This is a genomic window from Myxococcus sp. CA005, from assembly GCF_006518205.1.
GTDB lineage: Bacteria > Myxococcota > Myxococcia > Myxococcales > Myxococcaceae > Myxococcus > Myxococcus xanthus.
Genome location: NZ_SRLV01000050.1, coordinates 1 through 19,607 on the forward strand (window position 1 = coordinate 1; position 19,607 = coordinate 19,607).

A 19,607-nucleotide genomic window follows, 5' to 3' on the forward strand; every position below is an offset into this window, starting at 1 on the left:
GGTCGGCACCGTCGCATTGGGATGCCTGTCCAGGTGGGTGGCGAGCCCGGTCTGGCGGATGGCGGGGCGGGCGGGCCGTTCGGAAGGCTTGGAGCCCGATGGCGACGACGGTGATGGCGCACGGGCCGTGGGCCGGTTCTCCACCCGGATGGGCTCGGTGGGAAGCGTGTCGTCATCACCGCGCCCCGCCGTCAGGGTGGATGTGTCCGTCGAGATTTCCTGCGCGACGGCGGTGCGCTGCGCCGCCGCGCCAGGCGGCGTCACCCGCGCCAGCAACTGGGCGCACTTGCGGCAACCTTCCGCATGTCTGCGCAATGGATTGGATTCCGAAGCATGAAGCTGTCCAGCGGCGAGCGCCCGCGCGGTGATTTCGTCAAAGCAGGACACGGAGGCAACGTTCTCCCACGCTCCGTGTCCCCGAGAAAGGGGGGCTTTACATTCCAAACGGTCCTTTCTTGGACTCTCTGCTTCACGCCGGGGGCCGCGCGTGCTGCCATGCGGTACGTCTGGCTGCGTCATCCTGGAGTCCCAACGTGTCAAACACTTCGCCCTCGCTCGAGCTCTCCCAGCCTCCGCTGCTCGCCAAGGAATTGCTGCGTGCTGCCGTGGCACGCCGGCCCTCGCGGCCCGGAGAGGTGCCCCGCCTGGATGTGCGGGTGAAAGGCTTCACCCCGGACGCCAGACAACTGGCCCGTTACCGGGAGGTGTGTGGGTTTCCCGAGGATGGCTACCTGCCGCTGCCTTTCCCTCAGGTGCTCGCGACGTCGCTGCACCTCACGCTGCTCAACCACCCGGCGTTCCCCTACCGGTTGCTGGGCATGGTGCACGTGCGCAATCACATCCAGCAGCATCACCGCCTGCACGCAGGGGCCCGGCTCTCCGTCCATGCCTGGGTCGAAGGCCAGCGTGAGGCACGGCAGGGGCGCGAGCTGGATTTGCACACCGTGGTGGAATCGGACGGCGCGCAGGTGTGGAGCGCCGTCACCACCATGCTCCGCCGCCTGCCTGGAATGGGGGAGCGGCCGCGTGAGGCGGGGCGTCCTCCCTCCACCGACGTGGCGCAAGTCTTCGCCAACAGTCGTCCGGCCAACTGGTCCGTCCCGGAGAACGCGGGCCGCCGTTACGCCCGGGCGTCGGGCGACTACAACCCCATCCATCTGTATGGCTTCACGGCGCGCCCCTTCGGCTTTCCCCGCGCCATCGTCCATGGCATGTGGACCGTGGGCCGCTGCGTGGCGGAGATGGGCGAGGCGGCGGAGGCTCCCGCGCTCACGTTGTCCTCGGAGTTCCGCCGTCCGCTCCTGCTGCCCTCCCGGGTCATCTTCCAGACCGCCCCACAGCCAGAGGGCGCCGTTGCCTACCGGGTGATGGCGGAGGACGGCCAACTCCACTTGCTGGGCCGCCTGTCACCGGGTGCGTCGCCGGCGCGGTGACGATGCGCCCGGCGTGGGACTGAGGACGTCACTGCGGCAGGAGCACCACGTCATCCAGGTACAGCGCCGGCTGGTCCGTGCCGGAGTCGTCCTGGAAGTAGATGTCCCGCAGCGTGCCCGTGGTGGCCCCGATGCTGGAGAGGGGAATCGTCACCTGCTGCCAGACTCCCGGAGCGATGGGCGCCCCCAGCGCGGTGTCCAGGCGGGTGGTGCCAAGCATCTGCGTGCCATCATGGAGCACCAGCCGCACCGCCTGTCCTCCCGCGGTACCGCCGTGGACCCAGACGCGGATGGATTGATACTGCGCCAGGTCCAGCCCATGGTGGTGGAAGAGCAGGCCATTCCACGTGTCCGGCTCGAAGCGGATGGCGGCCGAGCCCGCATGGACCACCCCCGTCTCATCGAGCGAGTGGTCCGCCCAGCTCCAGTTGGCGAAGCCATTCTGCAGCGCGTCGGTGTAGACGAACAGGCCCGCGGTCAGGTCGGGTTCGGTGCGCCCCTCCGTCAGGGCCAATCCTTCGGCCAGCGTCACGGTGCGCACGCCGCGCGTCTTCACGTAGTCGAGGATGTCCGCGAAGTGGGACGTCTCGTACTGGGTGTCACGGGTCGGCGTGCCGTTGACGAACTCGTGGAAGACGAGGATGAGCCAGCTCTTCTCCGCGATGGTCTGGTCCACCCAGCCCTGGACGGTGCTGACCGGAACGGTGCGGGCCACGTCATTGGCGCGCAGTTCGTAGACGAGGGTGTCGCGGAAGTTGCGGCCCGCGTTCACCGTGCGGCTGCTGGCGTAATGCTGGCGGATGGCGTCGAGCACCGGGCCGTTCTGCAGGCCATACGGCACGACGAGATTGGGGACGGCGGGCAGGCCCAGCGCGCTCTCCAGCCAGGCACGAGAGTCCTGGAGCTCGGCCGCGAGCTGCGTCGGGGACAGCGACGTCAGGTCTGGGTGTGTCAGCGTGTGGCTGGCGATGTCATTGCCGTCGGTGACGAGCGTCTGGGCTTGCGCCAGCGACATGTAGCCGCCCCATCCTTCGTGGATGGCCAGGGTGACGAGACCGTAGGTGGCGGGGATGTTCCGCGCGTTGAGTTCGGGGCGGGCCAGCGAGAACTGCGTGGCCCAGCCGTCGTCCAGGGTGATGGTGACCATCCCCTCGGTGAAGGGCGCCGCGGCGAACGCGGGCGGCGCCAGCGACAGGAGGAGCAGCGAGACGAACCTTCGAAACACCCCGTGCGGACTGGACATGGATTTCCCCCACCGCGGCGAGTCAGCCTCGTGCGGCATGATGAATTCGATACCAGACGGAACGGACGCCGGGCAACCGGCCAGGCCCCGTGGGCAAGCAACTTGGAGCTGGCAGATGCGCCACGCCGACACCAGGGCGGGGCAAGGGATTCGAATAGGGGTGCCCCGTGTTCGTCTGGGCCACCGTAGGCCCTTGGAAAAGGAACTCGCTGCATGAAGAAGGTCGCCGCGCTCGCATGTCTGTTGGCCTTGTTGGGGGCGATTCCCTCTCAGGCCGCCGAGCTGAAGGACGTATTCGGCCGTGAGGTCCCCGTCGGCAAGGGGCGGCCCACCCTGGTGCTGTACGCCAACCGGGGCTCTCGGGCCGAGCTGCGCCAGCACGCCTACTCGTTCATCTACGAGCTGCGCGAGGAGCGGCCCATTGTCCTGATTCACGTGGACCTGCGGGACGTCCCCGGCCTCTTCAAGGGCATGGCGCGGGGCGAAATCAAGAAGAGCCACCGCGAGTCCATCGAGCACATGCGGAACATCTTCCGTCAGCACGGTGAGGCGCCGCCTCCCGAACTGGAGTCGTCGCTCTTCATGGTGGCGGACGCCAAGGGCGAGCCGCACCAGGCCATGGGGCTGAAGAAGGGGTTCGGCCAGGTCGTCGCCAAGGTGCTGAGCCCGTCGGGGCGGGAGCTGGCGCGGGGCCCCTTCCCCGAGAGCGCCCGCAAGCTCGGCCAGACGATGGCCTCGGCCTCGGAGAGCCTTTCGACGCTCCGAGTCGTGGACATGTCCCGCTGACGCCTCGCGCCCGGCTCAGCTGCCGGGCGCTGGGGGTTCGGTGGGGGGCCGTGTAATCCACGCGGCGATGAAGACGTCCAACTCGCCGCGCAGGACGTCCTTCACGCGCGGGGTGCCGGCGCCAGTGCGCGGGTCCTCCACCCGGGCGCCCCGTCCCAGGTAGTAACGCCGTGCCTCGTCTGTGTTGCTGCCCTGGCCGTAGACGACACGCGCGGCGATGTCCTTCAGTTCGTCGAGCTCCGTGGCGCCAGTGAGCGTGAGCACGCGTCCGGAGGACTCGTCCTTCACCGTCACCTCGGTGCGGACGCGCTGGAGGTAGGCGCCCTCGTGGCTCTTCATGGGCCGGCCCTGGACCTCCAGGTAGGCCAGCTCCTCCTCGGAGAGCGAGCCGCCGCGGTGGACGCGCACGTAGGCGCGCTGGCGCTTCTCGTCCTCCAGCCGCCGGTGCATGCCCGCTTCGCCCGCGAGGAAGCCATAGGCTCCCGGGCCGGCGATTCGCACGACGACGCGCGAGGGCTCCTCCGCCTCGGCGACCGCGACCGCCTCGTAGCCGCGCCGCTGGGCCCAGCCCAGGTACATGGTGGCCAGCTCCTGCACCCAGGTTGCCTGGGCCTCCACTGAGTCACTGGCGCAGATGTCCACCAGTGCCTCGGTGTCCTGGGTGGTGGCTCCGGAGGCGTGCAGGGCCTCCGCCATCTGGACCTCGCGCGCCACGTCCTCCACCTGCCGCGCCGCGGAGCCGAGCTGCACCTCGTTCTTCGCCTCCCGCACCAGCCGCCGCGCGAACAGGCCCGCGGCCTCCAGCCGCTCCAGTTCGTTGAGTTGCGCCTCCACGGTGCGGAAGGCGCGGATGACCTCGGCGGCACGCGTGGGGTCGTCCCAGAGGTTGGGCGCCTGCGTCTCCGCCAGCAGCTCCGCGCGGCGCTGCTCCAACTGCGGCCGGCCGGCGGAGTCCGCCAGGGCGCGCGCCTTGCCCACCAGTCGGTCCATCTCGAACAGGAGTGACTTGCGGTCCAGCCGCCGCTTCACCGGCGCCGCGCGAGCGGACGGCAGCAGCAATTGCGCGGTGGGGGAGGGCGGCGGCGCGGCGGGCTCCGCCACGGCGGTGACGCGGCCGCCCAGGCGGGCCTCGACGCGGACGGGCGTGCCCGGAGGCAGCGGCCTGCGCGCAATCTCCACGGCCAGCGCCGCGGTGAGCGTCTTCTCGATTTCACGCTGCAGGTAGCGCGCGCCGAACTGGGGCGAGTAACCCCGCTCCACGAGCAGGTCCACCACGGCGGGCGTCACCTCCACGTCCAGGGCGCGCGCGCGGATGCCCTCGCGCTCCAGCACGCGGCCAACCTCGCGCTGCGCAATCTTCCGGATGTCCACCTTGGACAGGGGCCGGAAGTGGCAGATGGCGTCGAAGCGGTTGAGGAACTCCGGGCGGAACGCCTCTCCGATTCGCCGGTCGACCTCGGGGACCATCTCCTCCGCGCGGCGCGCGCCCGTGAAGCCCATGCCGGACTCGCGATACACCTCCGCGCCCACGTTGGACGTGGCGACGATGAGCGTGTTGTTGCACGACACCGTCTCGCCGGCCCCGTTGACGAACGTGCCCTCGTCGAAGAGCTGGAGGAAGCGGTCGTGGACGCTGCGCGCCGCCTTCTCGAACTCGTCGAGCAGCAGCACGGTGAACACCTTGCCGTCCAGCAGCGCGCTCAGCTCTCCCCGCCGTGTCTCCAGTGCCGGGGCCCAGGTGGCACCGAAGGGGACGCTCTCGTCACCGTCGTTGGGGTAGTCCGCCATGTTGAGGCGCACCAGTCTGTCCGCCGAGCCGAACAGGTACTCCGCCAGCAGCTTGGCCAACTGCGTCTTTCCCACGCCCGTGGGACCCGCGAAGAGGAACACGCCCAGGGGGCGGCGCGGATCGTTGAGGCCGGCCTTGAGCAGCGCCACCGAGCGCAATACCGCGCCCACTGCGTCCGTCTGTCCCAGCAGCCGCTCGCCGAAGAAGCGCTCTGTCTCATCGAGGTCCAACGGCATCGCGTCGTCGACGACGAAGCGAGGCAGCCGCGTGGCCGCGCAGAAGCGGGTGAGTACGTCCTCGGGACCCACATGGTCCTTGGCCGCGCTCGCCGCCTCCGCGGCTGTCTCCTTCAGCAGCTCGATGGCCTTGCGCGGCATGCGCTGCGCGAGCAGGAACTTGGACGACAGGCGCAACGCCAGGTCGCACGCCGCCGGGTCGATGGGCAGCCGCAGCTCGCGCTCCAGTTCCTCCGCTACGCGGCCCAGCACCCAGCGGGCCTTCTCCGTCGGAGGCTCGTGCAGGGGCAGCAGGTGGAGCCGCTCGGCCAGCGCCTCGTCGGAGCGAAGCAGCTCCTGCACGCGCTTGGGCTCTGTCTCGAAGATGAAGCGCAGGCCTCCGGTGCGCAGTCCGCGCACGGCGACGGGCGCGAGCGGGCCACCGAGGGCCGCGGGCAGGTCCCGGATGTAGACGATGGGGCGGGGGTGCCGGGAGAGGTAGGCCAGCAGCTCCTCGAAGCTCTCCGCCGCCTGGCGCTGGGTGCTGCGCGCCAGGATGTTGGCGACGGACACCTCCACCACCCGTGCGTTCGCCAGCTCGGCGTCCACGCGGCCTTCGGCGATGCGCCGGGCCACCTCCTGTACCAGGGCGCTCTTCCCCACGCCGGGCTCACCCGCCAGCAGGGGATGCTTGCCGCCCCGCGTGAGCAGGCCCAGCACCTCCGTCACGGCGGCATCCACGCCGTGTGCGGCCGGTAGCTTTCCCTCCCGCGCCAGCGCGGTGAGGTCGCGGTCGATGAGCCGCTCCTGGTCCTCGCTTTTCCTCGTCGCCATGTCTCGTCTGCCGCCCCCTCGCCGGGAGCGCACTCTAACCCCCTTGAACCGCGGGGGTGAGCGCGCAATCCCGGTCAAATGCGTGCCCCGAAGGGGACGCGGCCGTGACGGCCCCGCTCAAGGGGCTGGCGGCGGGGCCATTCCTGGCTGGGCCGGGGGGATGGCCCGGAGATATTCGTAGACGGCCTTCAGGTCCTGGTCGCGCATCTTCGCGTAGGTGGGCCAGGGCATCACCGGGATGATGGCTCCGTGTTCACGGCCTGTCCGCATCAGCGCCAGGAACGCCTCGAAGGTCATGCCGCCTGGGAGACCCTGCGCATCTGGGGTGATGTTGGAGGAGACGAGGCCTGGACCGAACGGCTTTCCTCCCGCGAGGAAGTTCGTGGTGTTGATCTGCTCGGGTTCGCCCTGATGCGGGTCGCCTCCGGGGAGATAGCCCGGCTGGGTGTGACAGTCGCTACAGCCGGTCTGGGCATTGAGGATGTAGCTCCCCAATCCCACCAGGTTCCGGTCCAGGCCTTCCAGCTTCAGCGGCACGGGCGAGATTCGAAGCCCGATATCGATGCGCTCCTGGTCCTCGGCGCCCACGGGAATCTGGGCCTGCTCTCCTCCGGGAGGCTCCTTCTGGGCGGAGTCATTCGACCCGCAGCCTACGCCGACACCTCCCGCGACGCCCAGGAGGACCCAGCCCGCCGTCACCCACCGTCCCATCCGCGCATGCATCATGTGTCCGTCCTCTTGTTTGGCCGGTGGCTCCGGTGGCGGGAGCGTAGGGATGCCCGGGGGCACGGCCATGCTGCGTGCCGGTGTCGCATCACGTCACGCTGCGGACAGTCCCGTGTGGCCTGAGGACCGGCGGGGCATGCATAGCGGAAGCCGGAGGACTCGAACCTCGGGCCGAAGAGCGGCTCGCACCCGTTAGCAGCGGGGCCTGGCGCCATCGCCAGTTCAGCTTCCAGAAAAACCGCCAGCAGCGACATCCCGCCTGCTGGCGCGCGGGGCGGCTGTCGGGGTGGGAGCCGCCTCTGGCGGACTCCCGGACCTCCGAGTGCATCCACCGCCGGGGCGGAACACTCAGGAGGCGGAAGCCACCTCGGGTGGCTCCCCTTTCCCCCACGGCCTTACTCCTGCAGTTCCACGTGCCAGTAGGCGACGTCCCTGAGGAACTTCGCCCAGGACATGGGCATGCCCTTCTCGAACAGGAACGTCAGGTGCATTGCCTCGGGCACCTTCTTCGGCTTCATGGGCGCCGTGCGCAGGGCCATGCGGGCCTGCTCCGGCGTCCGGTTGCCCTTCTTCTGATTGCAGGGCACGCACGCGATGACGATGTTCTCCCAGCTCGTCTTGCCACCTTGTGCGCGCGGCAGGACGTGGTCATACGTGGCCTCCGGGCGCGTCACCTTGATGCCGCAGTACTGGCAGCGGCAGTGGTCCCGCAGATAGACGTTCTCCCGGCTGAACTTCACGCCCTTGGGCCGCCGGCGCAGGCCTCGGATGAAGCGGATGACGGAGGGCATGCGAATCTCCACCGTCACCGAGCGAACGACGCGGTCCTCGTACTCTTCGACCACTTCGACCTTGCCCTGGACGATGAGCATCACCGCGCGTTGCCAGGGAACACGTGCGACAGGTTCGAAAGACTGACTCAGGACCAGCGTCTCCATGACACGATGCCTCGTGGGTTATGCCGGAAGCGGGAGTCGAACCCGCACCCTCCAGGCTCTCGACCTGGTGCCTCTGCCAATTGGGCTACTCCGGCGTTGGTGAAGTGGATTCGCCGGGATTCGAACCCGGATCCCTCGGGTGCAAGCCGAGTGCTCTCCCCTTGAGCTACGTACCCATGTGCTGCAAGAGCAGGCCGCCAGGGAATCGAACCCTGCATGCGCGGATTTGGAGTCCAAGCTGCTCCCAAAGCGCGGCCTATGACGAACTGCTCCCCAAGGAGCGCGCAAACGCTCTGAGGGGGTGAAAGGTGGAACCGGAGGCAGGCTTTGCACCTGCACCTGCGGAGTCAGAGTCCGCCATCCTTGCTGGTTAGACGACTCCGGTATGTGCTGCTGCTTCAGATACCTCCGGAGGGATTCGAACCCTCGCCGTCTGCATATGAGGCAGATGCTCTACCAATGAGCTACGGAGGTGTGTTGTGTGCCGCCCCAGGAAAGAGCAGACGGCATGCATTCATCACGACGATTCAGTTGTCAGATAGCCTGTCTGTCGGGGTACTCGGACTCGAACCGAGATTTCTCGCGTATCAGACGAGTGCCCTACCCTTGAGCGATACCCCGTGAGGTGTGTGCGACTGGGCGTGGCGGGCCACGCTCGTGCTGCATGGGGACGCTGGGAGTTGAACCCAGCGGGCCCTGTCGGGCTCGGGCTCTACAGGCCCGCGCGTCTCCCCTAACGCTCTACGTCCCCGGAGGAGCGGGGCCCTGAAAGCCGAGAGGCCGGGTCCCCTGGATGGGAGCCCGGCCTCTGCGTGGCTTGGCGCGCCGGTGACGGAGCGCGAGCTTCAGCAGGGTACGGGCGGATGGCCGCCAATCCGGTCAAATCCCACGATGCACTTCGAATCGAAGCTCACAAGGGAGCTGGTGGCGGCGTCGAGCTGGGACCAGAGGTTGTTGCGATAGCTGCGCTTCATCGGGTTCGTCTGCATCGTCAACGTCGTCATGGTCGCCGCTCCTTTCGAGGAGACCTTACGTCCGGTGATTTTCGTTCCTGACAAGGCTCGGTGGCACAGAGTGTCGCATGGTGCTTGCGATAGAGCTCGGTGCACCTTCATGCTGCCGATGCAGAACCCCATTGTCGGTTCTCAACCAGAAAGGTCGCCCTCCATGCGTGGTGCATTTGGCAAATCCTCGTGGGCCGGCGGTGTCGTCTTGTTGGCGGGTGCGCTCGCCTCGTGCACGCAGCAGGCGCCACCGACATCAATGAACCTTCGAGAATTGAACATTGTGGACGCGCAAGGACAGACGCGCGTCCGCATCGGGGCCCCCCTCCCGGGGCCACGTGCCGCGCCTGGTTATGGACTTCAGTTCCTGGGCCCGTCGGGCCAGGAGATGGGAGGGATTGGAATGCTGGACGAGCGAGGCTTCCACGGACTGTGCTTCGACAGCTCGGAGGGCTATGAGGCCGTGTGTGTCTCAACCATCCACGGGAGGCCCTCGATTCAACTTCGCTCGAACGATGGGAACTCTCCCCAAGAGCGCATCACCCTCGGTGTCAACGAGAGGGGCGTCGCGACCGTGGAGATCCGCGACGCGGCTGGCAAGACGCAAGTCCGATTGGAGGTCGGAAAGGACGGTCATACGCGCATCGAGGGTGTCAGCCCGCCCCTGACAAGCCAGGAGCCCTAGACTCCACGCTGACGACCCTCGTGCCGGTCAAGTCCCGAGTCGTGTGGAGTCGGTGAAGAGGGGCGAGCAGGAACGAGGGACGCTTCTCGGTGAAACCGTCCGAGAAGGTCCTTCCCAGCAGCCCCGCCGAATCCAATCCCGACGTGCGCTCCTTCGCCGACTCCGCCGCGCCATCGGGCGGGCGGACGTGGACGCTCGGAAAGACGTTCGCGGGGGAATCAGCGCTGAACGAGCGACTCCTCACTCGCGAGGTCCGACCGTCAGTGCCGCCTCGAGGCGTTTCTCCACCAGGGCCTGCGACGCTCGTGCGCATGCCGTGTTATGCGGCTCCGCTCAAGACCTTCCGACACGGAGCGAGTCATGCGAAGCCTCATTCTCTGGACCCTGCTGTTGTTCTCCACGACGGCCCTGGCAGCCGAGACACGACTGGTCGTGAGGGCTCTCGCTCGGGACGGCAAGTTCGTCGGGACGTCAATGGGAGGCGTGCGGGTGGTGCTCCGGGATGCGCAGTCTGGCCAGGTACTGGTCAGCGGCGTCACAGCCGGGTCGACAGGCAACACCCAGACGCTGATGAAGCAGCCACAAGTGCGGGGAGCGCCGCTCGCGGATGAGTCATCCGCGAAGTTCACGGCCACGCTGGACGTCACCGAGCCGCGGCTGGTGACCGTGGAGGTGTCCGGGCCCCTCGCGCAGCGGCAGGCACTCGCCACCAGCACGACCCAACTCTGGATGCTGCCCGGCAAGCACATCGAGGGCGATGGCCTCATCCTGGAGCTGCCCGGCTTCGTGATGAATGTGGTGACCCCGTCAGCTCACGAGTTCTTCAAGCTCCCGGCCGACAAGAAGCTCACCCTTCCTCTTCGCGCCAACCTCACGCTCATGTGTGGCTGTCCTACCGAGCCCAAGGGGCTCTGGGACTCCAGCCGGTATGAGCTGCAGGCCACGGTGAAGCACAACGGGAAGCCGCTCACTCAGCTCCCCCTGAAGTACGCCGGGAAGACCAGCACCTTCGAGGCAGCGCTGTCCGTCCAGCAGCAGGGTATCTACGAGGTCACCGTGACTGCATACGACCCCATCACCGGTAACACCGGAGTGGACTACACCACGTTCATCGTTGAGTCGTGACAGAGGCGCCTCCGAGTAGCCCGAGCGTCAGCAGGACTGGCTGGAGGGGCTGGCGGAGGCCTTCCGGCACTTCGGCGGCGTGCCGTGCGTCGTGCTCGGCGACGATGCCCGCGCGCACGTCGAGGGTCGCACCGGCTTCCTGCTTGAGCTGAAGGAGTAGGGCGCATGGCCGAGAGGTGAGAGCACGCCTGGCCTCGCCACGCGTGGGGGCAGGCGTCCGCGCTTTCCGGGTCCGCGACGGGCCATTGGAGTCGCCATGGCAGCCCTCTCCGCTCTCTCCACTGCCAGCAGATGCCAGACCCCGGGTATTGCCGCAAGCCCCCCCGGTCGTGCTCCACCCTCGCCCGTTTCAATCCAGGAGCGGGAGGGCCGAGAAATGCACGCGGACGTGGTGACACAGCACGCAGTGGTGATTGCTGGAGGGGGCCCGACCGGGCTGATGCTGGCGGCGGAGCTGGCGTTGGCGCAGGTGGACGTTGCCATCGTCGAGCGGCGCGTCAGTCAGGAGGTCGCCGGCTCTCGCGCGCGCGGCCTGCACGCGCGCAGCCTGGAGGTGCTCGATCAGCGCGGGGTCGTCGAGCGCTTCACCTCGCAAGGGCAAGCGGTCCAGAATGTCGCGTTCGGGCAGGCGCATTTGGACCTCAGCGACTTCCCGACGCGTCACAACCATGGGCTCGCGCTCTTACAGGAGCGCTTCGAGCGCATCCTGGCGGAGTGGGTGGGTGAGCTGGCGGTGCCCATCTACCGTGGGTGCGAGGTGACGGGCTTCACGCAGGACGACACCGGCGTCGACGTCGAGCTGTCCGACGGACGTGCGTTGCGGGCGAAGCACCTCGTCGGGTGCGACGGGGGGCGCAGCCTCGTCCGCAAGGCGGCAGGCATCGAGTTCCCGGGGTGGGACGCGTCGATCAGCTACCTCATCGCCGAGGTCGAAATGACCGGAGCGCCGGCGTTCGGCATTCGCCGGGACGAGAAGGGCACCTACGCCATGGGCAAGCTGGAGGACGGGCGCGTGGGTGTCGTGTTGAGAGAGGAGCGGGTCGGCACGGGCGACGCGCCGACCCTCGAGGGGCTGCGCGAGGGGCTCGTCGCGCTCTACGGAACGGACTACGGCCTGCGCAGTGCCACGCACCTCTCGAGGTTCACCGACATGACGCGGCAGGCGGCGTCCTACCGGGACCGGCGGGTGCTCCTGGCTGGCGACGCGGCCCACGTGCATTCGCCGATGGGCGGACAGGGGCTCAACCTCGGTGTGCAGGATGCCGTGAACCTGGGATGGAAGCTGGCCCAGGTCGTGCGCGGCGTCTCGCCGGAGAGCCTGCTCGACACGTACCAGGCCGAGCGGCACCCCGTCGCGGCCCGTGCACTGCGGAAGACCATGGCGCAGACCGCGCTGAGTCGCGGTGACGCGCGGATGGACGCCGTGCGCGAGACGCTGGCTGAGCTGCTGGGGATGGACGGGCCACGCAAGCAGTACGCGGCGATGATGTCGGGGCTGGACGTCCACTACGACCTGGGCAACGGACACCCGCTGCTCGGGCGCCGCATGCCGGACCTCGACCTGGTCACCGCCGACGGCCCGCGGCGCGTGTTCCACCTGTTGCACGACGCGCGGCCGGTGCTGCTCAACCTGGGCGAGCCCGGCACTCTCGACATCACGCCCTGGGGGGACCGGGTTCGGAGGGTCGCTGCTCGCTACACGGGGGAGTGGGAGCTCCCGGCGCTCGGCGCGGTCACGGCGCCCGTTGCGGTGCTGATTCGACCGGACGGACACGCCGCGTGGGTCGGGGAGGGCACGGACCAGGGGCTGCGTGAGGCCCTGGCCCGATGGTTCGGGCCGCCGCGTGCGACGTAACGCGTTTCGCTTGCCTCCTGGGAGACACGGAGCGAGCGCCGGGAGTCCCAGGAGGAGCATGTGCTCCGTAGGCCTGTTCCGGAAGACCTCCCGGGTCAGTATTGCGGTCGCATAGGGGGCCGCAGTGAGTGTCTCTTGACGGGGCCTAGGGGGGGCGACCTCCCGAGGGGCCCGGCAGCTCCACGAGGGTCGGGCGCTCTGCGGAGTCTTTGCGCTCTGGGGGCTCTCAGGAGCGGCATGACGGGTGCGCTGTCTGCTTCGCCGCTACGGGAACTCGCCAGCCTCGTGCTCACTCGCCTTGACGTACGCATGACGCAGCGACCGAGTTTTGGGTAGGCACAGGCACTCATGACGCAGCGACCGAATTTTGGGTGGATACAACCCATCGACGGTATTCTTACGTAGTGCGCCCTCTTCGGTACTCCATCAACGTCACATTGGACGGATGCTGCGATCATCGTGAGATATCCCCGGACAAAGACCTGCATCGTCACGCGCGCGAGAATCTCGACCAGGCGGATGCCCTCCTCTTTGGGCGGGTGACCTACGAAATGATGGAGGCCGCATTTCGACCGCCGACGCGAACGGGGCGATGCCTGACTGGATGGACCCCTTCGCTCGGACGATTGACGCGGCAAAGAAGTACGTCGTGTCGACCACCCTGGAGCGGGTCGATTGGAACGCGGAGCTCGTGCACGGGGAGCTGGAGAGGCCGTTCAGCAGCTCAATCGGGAGCCAGGTAAGGGATTATTGGTGGGAGGCGTGAAGCTCCCTCTCTGTATCAGGGAAGAAGTCGCCTGGGCGGACTCGCCGAGCTGTTGATGTCCTCTGCGCGCGCCTCCCTCATTCGCTGTGACACGCTAGAGCGGGTCCGCAAACCAAAAATGCTGCGGCCGGGTTCGCTCAGGAGGCCGCGGCGACGCCCAGTTGACCGAGCGCATTCGTGCAGCCAACTTGAAGGCGACTGGTCCGAGGTGCCTCCGCTTCCAGACGAGGGTCGTCGCGACGAACGCCATCTGCCGGGCTACTAAAAGGGATCTACCCATGTCGGATTCATCTCGCTCCGTATTCTTTGGCGCCAATGCTGCGCGGACCGGACACTTCGAGGGAACGGGGCCGCTCGTGGTCAAGCGAGCCCGCTGGAAGTTCAAGCCGGGCACGCTTGCGACCACACGCAACACGCCTGCAATCCACGATGGCGTGCTGTTCGCGAACTTCGACAATGACAAGCTCTACGCGCTTGACCTCGCGAAGGGAAAAGAGCTCTGGAGCGTGCGGGTCGGGGGGCGCGTTTCTGAGAGCATCTCGAATCCGATGGTTGCGCATGGTTTGCTCTTCGTCGTCGGTGGCGGGCAGTGTCACGCCGTCGATCTTGGCACGCACGCCATCCGCTGGAGCGTCTCGTGTGACTCCGAGGCGACCTCCTCGCCAATCGTTGTCGACGACGACGTCTACGTGGGAGCGCGGCTCGGTGGGGTGGTCGCCATCGACGCGCGTACGGGAGTAGAGCGATGGCGCGTGCAGCTACGCTGTGGTGAGAGTGTGGGGTCCGCGGTCAGCGTGACGCGCGATCAGGTCGTCGTCGGGACCAGACGCGACTTCGTCGAGGGCCACGTCGTCGCGCTCGACCGCGCCACGGGGGGCGAGCGATGGTCGGCGAAGGCCGGTGCGATGGCCAACGGCGGAGCGCCCGCGATCGAAGGCAGCACGGTTTATGCCCTGTCCGGTCTGGGGCAGTGCCTTCGCGCGCTCGACCTCGCCAGTGGCAAAGAGCGTTGGTTGTATGAGACGGGCGGCGCGCTGTGGGGAACGCCCGCCGTTGCGGACGGCGTCGTGTGCTTCACCGGCTATCACGGGATTCTCCACGCGCTGGACCAAGATACCGGGAAAGAGATTTGGTCGGTCGCGCTCGACAATCCCCCGAAGGATACGGTCTCACCGACGATCGCAGGTGGCGTCGTCTACATGGGGGCCGGCAACGTCGTCCACGCCTGGACGCTCCGGGAGGGAACAGAGCGCTGGCGGTGGAAGGCTCCCTACCGCGTGTCGACGGCACCGCTCGTCGCCGACGGCACGGTCTACGTGGGCTGTGACCGCGCGATCGTCGCGCTGGGGTAGCGTCGGCCACCCGGCTTCCACATGGCTCGTAGGCCCAGGCCCCTGCCGCGCCTCAACATGGCCTCTATCCCGTCTATACGCACGAGACACGCCTGAACAGCTACCAGACAGTTCGGAGCTTCGGTCCGCGGTAGCCCCACTTCACGTTGAGCAAGCTCGAGTTGGGCTCGATGCGGCCCCCGTCGTCGTCTCGCCAAACGATTTTCGGGGTGTGGACCATCCTCGCGTAGTCTTCGTCCCTACGCTCCATCCATTCCTCGTGGGTGAGGATCGTGCTCTTGCTGTCGGCTTCGTCCGTGCACGTGAGCCCCAGCCGGGTGAGCAGCTCGAACTCGTCTGCGTCGGCGGTGAAGTTGCCATCGATTTCCCTCAGGGGCCCGAGCTCGACATCGTGCCCATATGCGAGCTGTTCGATTCGACCGCAGCGCAGGTAGCGATCCGCGCGCCCCATGAACGGCGACTTTTCGAGCACTGAGGGGATGATACGGGCCATCCCGGTGGCCCACAGCGTGAGCTTCAGGGCGTTCGAAGCCAGCTTGACACGACCACCCTGCTGGGTGCCCGCTCCTTCGGCGACGACGAGCTCTTTCGATGCCACGTAGGTCGTGCCCATGAACTCGAGCTCGACTGGTGTCTTCTTCTCGAAGCGAACCTGCAGCTCGGCCCCGAGCCCCCCTTGCGGCGAGCTGGTGAGCGAAACCAGTACGCGCGTGACCGCCTTTTTGGCGCGAATGAGTGGCACCCGCGCGGACAGGTCGAGTGCCGTCAGCCCTCGACTCGCCGCGATGGCGCGCCCCCACTCGTTCCACAACTTCACTGCAAGCAGTTCTCCGGTCGCCATCGAACCTCCGAGCACGTGAATCGCAGGTTGCGGCGGTGCGCGCCGTCAGCCGCATAAGAGGAGAGTCGCCGATTTGACGGGGGCAATTCTACCTCCTGCGCACGCAGCGTTGCGGCGTGTTGCGAGTCGCAGGCGACGACGCTCGCCGCGGAGCCGGCCGCCATCCGTGATGTCGCGAACCGCGTCGGCGATGAGACGGAGAGCGCGTTCACCAAGGACTTCAATCGTCACTTCGCGAGACGCCAGGCGCGTAGCGGCGCCGAGTCTGGCGCACGCGCCCGTGAATCACTGGGACAGGACCGAACTCAGGTTCACCAGCGAATCACGGCGCGTGCCGTGCTTCACGAAGTCCTGAATGGCGCGGGCCAGTGTCGCGGAGAGCAGCCCCAGCAAGGGGAGATGTGCGCCTCCTTCGCAGGTGGCCTGACCCTGGGCGTCCTCGGCATCCGGGGTGAAGCGCTCATCCCAGCGCACCAGCCCGAAGGTGCCATCCGCGTTCACCGCTCCGTGGACAAGCGGCTTTCCCGTCCGACGCGCGTAGTCGATGAGCACCTGCCGGCTGTGCTGGTTGTCCATGCAGTCCACCAGCAGGCCCGCGCCACCGCAGAGGGCCTCCGCGTTGTCCCGGGTGAGCCGCACGCCGTGGGACTCCGCCTTCACCCCGTGCAGGTTGAGGAGTTGGAGCTTGAGCGCCTCGGCCTTGTTCTTCCCGACGGAGGGCTTCACGTAGGCCTGGGCGAGCAGGTTCTTGGACTCGACCCGGTCGAAGTCGACGAAGACCAGACTGGCCTCCAGGTTGCGACACAGCACCGCCGCGGTGGAGCCGATGGCGCCCACGCCACAGAAGAGGATTCGCATGGCGGTGTCTCACCGGGCCCCGAAGGGGACCTTGGGACGCAGGTAGATGCGCTCCTCACCCCGCGCGCCCCGGAACCGGTCGACGACGAAGTGGGCGAACGCGTCGTCGCGAAGCTGGCTCAGGTGAAGGCCGGGCACTCCGCCCGAACGAACCAGCTCCGTCGCGATGCGGCGGATGTCCGTGTCCGGCACGGGGCCGTCCAGCTCCACCGGGACGTCCGCGGACATGCCGTCGTAGGTGATGTTGAGCGTGGCCATCGTCGTGTGCGCCTCCTCACGCGCCCGGCGGAGCGCGAGGGTGCGCCCCGTGGGACTCACGCCGGGACGGCGATGGGGGCAGGCTCCTGACGATACCGGCCGGCGGCGTTGCCCTCCGGGGCCCGGCTCCCCTCACGGGAAGCCGGGCTGCCAGGGGAGACGTCTACCGCGGCTCGCTGCTGCTGACCACGGCGGGCTTGGGCAGGAAGTCCTTGAGTTGCACGACGGGCAACCCCGGGAGCGCGGTGATGAAGCCCGAGTACGCCATCAGGTTGGGCGAGCACCAGCCCGGGTTGGACACCGTGTTCTCGGTGGCGTTGGTGAACACCGCATTGGCGACCGTCTCGGGCTTCGCCGTGGGATTCACCTCGAGGAACAGCGCGGCCAGTCCCGTCACGTGAGGGGTGGCCATGGACGTGCCGCTCATCTCCCGGCTCTCGCGGTCGCCGTAGTGCCAGGAGGACTTGATCTTGTTCCCCGGCGCGAAGACGTCCACGCAGTCCCCCCAGTTGGAGAAGGTGGCGCGCTTGTCCTTGTTGTCGGTGGCGGCAACGGTGATGGCCTCTGGCGCACGGGCGGGGGAGTGCTTGCAGGCGTCGTTGTCTTCGTTGCCCGCGGCGACGACGTAGGTGACCCCCGCGGCGATGGAGCGGCGGACCGCGTCGTCGAGCGCCGGGTCCTCGTCGCTGCCCAGACTCATGTTCGCGACGGCGGGCGAGATGTGATTCCGGGTCACCCAGTCGATGCCCTCGATGACGCCAGAGGTGGCTCCGGAGCCGTCACAGCCCAGCACGCGGACGGAATGGACAATCGCGTTGCGGGCGAGGCCGTAGGAGGCGCCCGCCGCCGTGCCCGCGACGTGTGTCCCGTGGCCGTTGCAGTCATTGCCCCGCATGCTGTCGCCAATGGCGTCGTAGCCGATGGAGGCCCGGCCACCGAACTCCCGGTGCGAGAAGCGCACACCGGTGTCCAGGATGTAGATGTGCACGCCCTGGCCCGTCGCGGTGAAGGTGTAGACCTTGTCCAGCGGGAGCTTGCGCTGGTCCATCCGGTCGATGCCCCACGTGGGACCCTGCTGGCTTTCGGCGATTTTGACCACGCCATTCTCTTGCACGTAGTCCACTGCGGGGTCGTTCGCCATGGCCCGCGCCTGGGCTTCCGTCATCTTGGCCGCGAAACCACGCAACGCATTCTCATACATCGCGAATGCGGTGCCACCGTAAGCCGTGATGAGGCTCGTCGTGGCTTGCTGGACCTCGACCTGTTCCAGGCTTTGTGCGGGCGACTTCAGGACGACAATGTATTCACCCGGAATCTTCTTTCGGACAGTGATGAACTTGCCGGTCTGCTTCTGGCCCATCGTGGGCCTGCTGGCCGTGCGGTCCTTGCAGGGCACCTGCCGCGATGCGCACGCCCCCATCAGCAACATCATGCCCACGGAGACGAACAGCTTCAGTGTGTGTCGATTCATGTTTTACCCAGAGGAAAATGGTTGTGATGGGTAAAACGGGTGTACATCAAAAACGGCTTATTCATGAATCAACCCGGAGGGATGAGACGGCGGTCCGTGATTGAACATGCCATGGCGCTTCAAGGCGCGATGTCTGGCCATGACCTACCAAGGACGAATGGTGGTTCCCCATTCGTACAAGACTGCTTCCAGTGGACGTTTCCCGGGGCGTGACAGGATGTCGTTGATGCCCATCTCTCGTGCTGCGTTCACCAGGTGGGCATGCCACGTGCCATGCGCGTCGGAGAGTCGCGTCGCGGCGATGGCCAGCGCGCTCGCGCCCACGGAGTAGCCGCCAAAGACGAGCGGACCGCTGGCGGAGTCCTCCTTCCCGTTCACTCCGCGAGGCCACTCCCGGCAGGCCGCCAAAGGTAGGAGCGAGCCCGCGGGCCGAGCGCAGTAATCCCGCACCAGGGTGGCGGTGAAGGTTCCCGCAGCGGGGTGCGCGGCCATGGCGAGGAAGGCGCCCGTCCACGCGAGCGTGGTGGCCCGTTGCGTACGCTCCACGACGCGTCCCTTCGCGTCGACCCGGGTGGGAAAGCCGGAGGGCAGGGCGGACAGTTCCACCAGTCTCGCGATGAGCCGCTCTGCCGCGGCCTCGGAGGGCGCATGGCCTCGCAGCCGGCCATGGAGCAGCAGCGCCGCGGCGGCCGGCGCACTGTCACACGGCCAGATGGAGGTACTGAAGCTGGGCAGCAGCAACTGGTGTTCGAGCGCCTTCACGACCTGGCTGGCCAGGGCATCGAAGAGCGCCGTGGACGCAGCGTCCTGCATGCCCGCGCGTTCGATGCCCGCGAGCATCAGCAGCACATAGCCCCGGTAGAGGATGCTCCGTGGCAGGGCGTGGCCCAGGACGACGTCCGTCCCACCGCGCATGAAGGGGGCCCGGGCCCGTCCCAGCGCGTCCGCGAGGAGCGCATGCAGTCGTCGCTGCGTGTCCGGCAGGGGATGGCCGTCCAGCGCCGCCTGAACGAGGATGAAGGACAGGTGGCCATCGCAGAGGAGCTGTGACTCGACGAAGCGGCGCTTCGCATCGCCGAGCAACATCGTCTCGCACCCCTTGCCGAGGATGCGCTGTTCCAGTGCGTCCAGCGCGGATGCGGAGAGCTGTCCGTATCCCTGGGATGAGGAATGAGGACGGGGCGGCGCATGGTCGCTCCCTACCGGGCTCTCCGTTCTTGCGCTGCCGGCCAGGCATGCACAGAGCGCCAGGAGGGGAAGGCCCGTCCGGCGGAAGCGGGCGTGGGTGGGTCGTGGCATGAGCGGAGAGCTGAGCACGCACGCGGATGGCCAAGGTCATCCGGTGGGCTCGCCGGTCGCCAGGACAGGCTCAGCGGCTTCTTCTCGCGCGTGGAGGGTCGCGGGTTCCAAAGGGGAACGGCCAGTTCA

16 protein-coding genes, 6 tRNA genes and 1 pseudogene are annotated in these 19,607 nt (G+C 67.7%); 6 read left to right on the plus strand and 17 right to left on the minus strand.

Annotated elements, in window-relative coordinates:
* A pseudogene (locus tag FMQ63_RS21835) lies at positions 1 to 387 on the minus strand (serine/threonine protein kinase); the annotation flags it as partial.
* A gap of 146 nt (positions 388 to 533) precedes the next feature.
* Between FMQ63_RS21835 and FMQ63_RS21840 the strand changes: the two are divergent.
* On the plus strand, positions 534 to 1,433 hold the full coding sequence (locus FMQ63_RS21840; protein ID WP_011551597.1) for a MaoC/PaaZ C-terminal domain-containing protein: 900 nt from the start codon (positions 534 to 536) through the stop codon (positions 1,431 to 1,433).
* 28 nt (positions 1,434 to 1,461) lie between these two features.
* Here FMQ63_RS21840 and FMQ63_RS21845 read toward each other — a convergent pair whose 3' ends face one another.
* Positions 1,462 to 2,808, minus strand: coding sequence for a polysaccharide deacetylase family protein (locus tag FMQ63_RS21845; protein WP_011551598.1), 1,347 nt, complete (start codon positions 2,806 to 2,808; stop codon positions 1,462 to 1,464).
* An 81-nt stretch (positions 2,809 to 2,889) separates the two neighbouring features.
* Here FMQ63_RS21845 and FMQ63_RS21850 point away from each other — a divergent pair, with 81 nt between their 5' ends.
* On the plus strand, positions 2,890 to 3,462 hold the full coding sequence (locus FMQ63_RS21850) for a hypothetical protein (protein WP_011551599.1): 573 nt from the start codon (positions 2,890 to 2,892) through the stop codon (positions 3,460 to 3,462).
* A gap of 15 nt (positions 3,463 to 3,477) precedes the next feature.
* Here FMQ63_RS21850 and FMQ63_RS21855 read toward each other — a convergent pair whose 3' ends face one another.
* The 10 genes from FMQ63_RS21855 to FMQ63_RS37510 all read right to left on the minus strand — a co-directional run bounded on the left by FMQ63_RS21855 (position 3,478) and on the right by FMQ63_RS37510 (position 8,968).
* Positions 3,478 to 6,300 (minus strand): AAA family ATPase, encoded by a 2,823-nt coding sequence (locus tag FMQ63_RS21855; protein WP_026113818.1) that lies wholly within the window; start codon positions 6,298 to 6,300, stop codon positions 3,478 to 3,480.
* Positions 6,301 to 6,417: 117 nt separating this feature from the next.
* The gene (locus FMQ63_RS21860) at positions 6,418 to 7,026 is read right to left on the minus strand and encodes a hypothetical protein (protein ID WP_011551601.1); all 609 of its coding nucleotides are present in this window, start codon (positions 7,024 to 7,026) and stop codon (positions 6,418 to 6,420) included.
* Between the two features lie 395 nt (positions 7,027 to 7,421).
* Positions 7,422 to 7,964, minus strand: coding sequence for an HNH endonuclease (locus tag FMQ63_RS21865; protein ID WP_011551602.1), 543 nt, complete (start codon positions 7,962 to 7,964; stop codon positions 7,422 to 7,424).
* Between the two features lie 21 nt (positions 7,965 to 7,985).
* A tRNA-Leu gene (locus tag FMQ63_RS21870) sits at positions 7,986 to 8,059 on the minus strand.
* A gap of 10 nt (positions 8,060 to 8,069) precedes the next feature.
* Positions 8,070 to 8,140, minus strand: a tRNA-Ala gene (locus FMQ63_RS21875).
* 133 nt (positions 8,141 to 8,273) lie between these two features.
* Positions 8,274 to 8,349 (minus strand) — tRNA-Gln (locus FMQ63_RS21880).
* An 18-nt stretch (positions 8,350 to 8,367) separates the two neighbouring features.
* Positions 8,368 to 8,438: transfer RNA gene (locus FMQ63_RS21885), tRNA-Met, on the minus strand.
* A gap of 76 nt (positions 8,439 to 8,514) precedes the next feature.
* Positions 8,515 to 8,585, minus strand: a tRNA-Ile gene (locus tag FMQ63_RS21890).
* Between the two features lie 44 nt (positions 8,586 to 8,629).
* Positions 8,630 to 8,715, minus strand: a tRNA-Tyr gene (locus FMQ63_RS21895).
* A 94-nt stretch (positions 8,716 to 8,809) separates the two neighbouring features.
* A complete protein-coding gene (locus FMQ63_RS37510; protein WP_020477742.1) occupies positions 8,810 to 8,968 on the minus strand; it encodes a hypothetical protein in 159 nt (52 codons plus the stop codon).
* Between the two features lie 403 nt (positions 8,969 to 9,371).
* Between FMQ63_RS37510 and FMQ63_RS38095 the strand changes: the two genes are divergently transcribed.
* From FMQ63_RS38095 to FMQ63_RS21920, 4 genes are all read left to right on the plus strand, one after another.
* A complete protein-coding gene (locus tag FMQ63_RS38095) occupies positions 9,372 to 9,653 on the plus strand; it encodes a hypothetical protein (protein WP_225909788.1) in 282 nt (93 codons plus the stop codon).
* Positions 9,654 to 10,013: 360 nt separating this feature from the next.
* A complete protein-coding gene (locus tag FMQ63_RS21905; protein WP_225909789.1) occupies positions 10,014 to 10,778 on the plus strand; it encodes a hypothetical protein in 765 nt (254 codons plus the stop codon).
* Between the two features lie 376 nt (positions 10,779 to 11,154).
* Positions 11,155 to 12,633 (plus strand): FAD-dependent monooxygenase, encoded by a 1,479-nt coding sequence (locus FMQ63_RS21910; protein WP_011551606.1) that lies wholly within the window; start codon positions 11,155 to 11,157, stop codon positions 12,631 to 12,633.
* 1,044 nt (positions 12,634 to 13,677) lie between these two features.
* Entirely contained in the window at positions 13,678 to 14,751 is a 1,074-nt protein-coding gene (locus FMQ63_RS21920; RefSeq protein ID WP_011551608.1) for a PQQ-binding-like beta-propeller repeat protein, read from the plus strand.
* Positions 14,752 to 14,851: 100 nt separating this feature from the next.
* On the opposite strand, the gene FMQ63_RS21925 is transcribed toward FMQ63_RS21920, so the two are convergent.
* The 5 genes from FMQ63_RS21925 to FMQ63_RS21945 form a co-directional block, all read right to left on the minus strand.
* Positions 14,852 to 15,592: a hypothetical protein gene (locus FMQ63_RS21925; RefSeq protein WP_020477739.1), complete on the minus strand. Its 741-nt coding sequence runs from the start codon at positions 15,590 to 15,592 to the stop codon at positions 14,852 to 14,854.
* 285 nt (positions 15,593 to 15,877) lie between these two features.
* The gene (locus FMQ63_RS21930; RefSeq protein WP_011551610.1) at positions 15,878 to 16,450 is read right to left on the minus strand and encodes a ThiF family adenylyltransferase; all 573 of its coding nucleotides are present in this window, start codon (positions 16,448 to 16,450) and stop codon (positions 15,878 to 15,880) included.
* 9 nt (positions 16,451 to 16,459) lie between these two features.
* Positions 16,460 to 16,708, minus strand: a complete 249-nt coding sequence (locus FMQ63_RS21935) for a hypothetical protein (RefSeq protein ID WP_026113817.1) — start codon at positions 16,706 to 16,708, stop codon at positions 16,460 to 16,462.
* A gap of 163 nt (positions 16,709 to 16,871) precedes the next feature.
* Positions 16,872 to 18,179, minus strand: a complete 1,308-nt coding sequence (locus tag FMQ63_RS21940; protein WP_011551612.1) for a S8 family peptidase — start codon at positions 18,177 to 18,179, stop codon at positions 16,872 to 16,874.
* A gap of 144 nt (positions 18,180 to 18,323) precedes the next feature.
* Positions 18,324 to 19,478 carry a hypothetical protein gene (locus FMQ63_RS21945; protein ID WP_228556463.1) on the minus strand — a complete coding sequence of 385 codons (1,155 nt, stop codon included), beginning with the start codon at positions 19,476 to 19,478 and terminating at the stop codon, positions 18,324 to 18,326.
* Positions 19,479 to 19,607 lie beyond the last annotated feature (129 nt).

What these genes read in the sequence shown, in the direction of transcription:
- FMQ63_RS21850 (WP_011551599.1), top strand. Translation starts at nt 2,890, where the DNA reads ATGAAGAAGGTCGCCGCGCTCGCATGTCTGTTGGCCTTGTTGGGGGCG.
- FMQ63_RS21855 (WP_026113818.1), bottom strand. Translation starts at nt 6,300, where the DNA reads ATGGCGACGAGGAAAAGCGAGGACCAGGAGCGGCTCATCGACCGCGAC.
- FMQ63_RS21860 (WP_011551601.1), bottom strand. Translation starts at nt 7,026, where the DNA reads ATGATGCATGCGCGGATGGGACGGTGGGTGACGGCGGGCTGGGTCCTC.
- FMQ63_RS21865 (WP_011551602.1), bottom strand. Translation starts at nt 7,964, where the DNA reads ATGGAGACGCTGGTCCTGAGTCAGTCTTTCGAACCTGTCGCACGTGTT.
- FMQ63_RS37510 (WP_020477742.1), bottom strand. Translation starts at nt 8,968, where the DNA reads ATGACGACGTTGACGATGCAGACGAACCCGATGAAGCGCAGCTATCGC.
- FMQ63_RS38095 (WP_225909788.1), top strand. Translation starts at nt 9,372, where the DNA reads ATGCTGGACGAGCGAGGCTTCCACGGACTGTGCTTCGACAGCTCGGAG.
- FMQ63_RS21905 (WP_225909789.1), top strand. Translation starts at nt 10,014, where the DNA reads ATGCGAAGCCTCATTCTCTGGACCCTGCTGTTGTTCTCCACGACGGCC.
- FMQ63_RS21910 (WP_011551606.1), top strand. Translation starts at nt 11,155, where the DNA reads ATGCACGCGGACGTGGTGACACAGCACGCAGTGGTGATTGCTGGAGGG.
- FMQ63_RS21920 (WP_011551608.1), top strand. Translation starts at nt 13,678, where the DNA reads ATGTCGGATTCATCTCGCTCCGTATTCTTTGGCGCCAATGCTGCGCGG.
- FMQ63_RS21925 (WP_020477739.1), bottom strand. Translation starts at nt 15,592, where the DNA reads ATGGCGACCGGAGAACTGCTTGCAGTGAAGTTGTGGAACGAGTGGGGG.
- FMQ63_RS21930 (WP_011551610.1), bottom strand. Translation starts at nt 16,450, where the DNA reads ATGCGAATCCTCTTCTGTGGCGTGGGCGCCATCGGCTCCACCGCGGCG.
- FMQ63_RS21935 (WP_026113817.1), bottom strand. Translation starts at nt 16,708, where the DNA reads ATGGCCACGCTCAACATCACCTACGACGGCATGTCCGCGGACGTCCCG.
- FMQ63_RS21940 (WP_011551612.1), bottom strand. Translation starts at nt 18,179, where the DNA reads ATGAATCGACACACACTGAAGCTGTTCGTCTCCGTGGGCATGATGTTG.
- FMQ63_RS21945 (WP_228556463.1), bottom strand. Translation starts at nt 19,478, where the DNA reads ATGCCACGACCCACCCACGCCCGCTTCCGCCGGACGGGCCTTCCCCTC.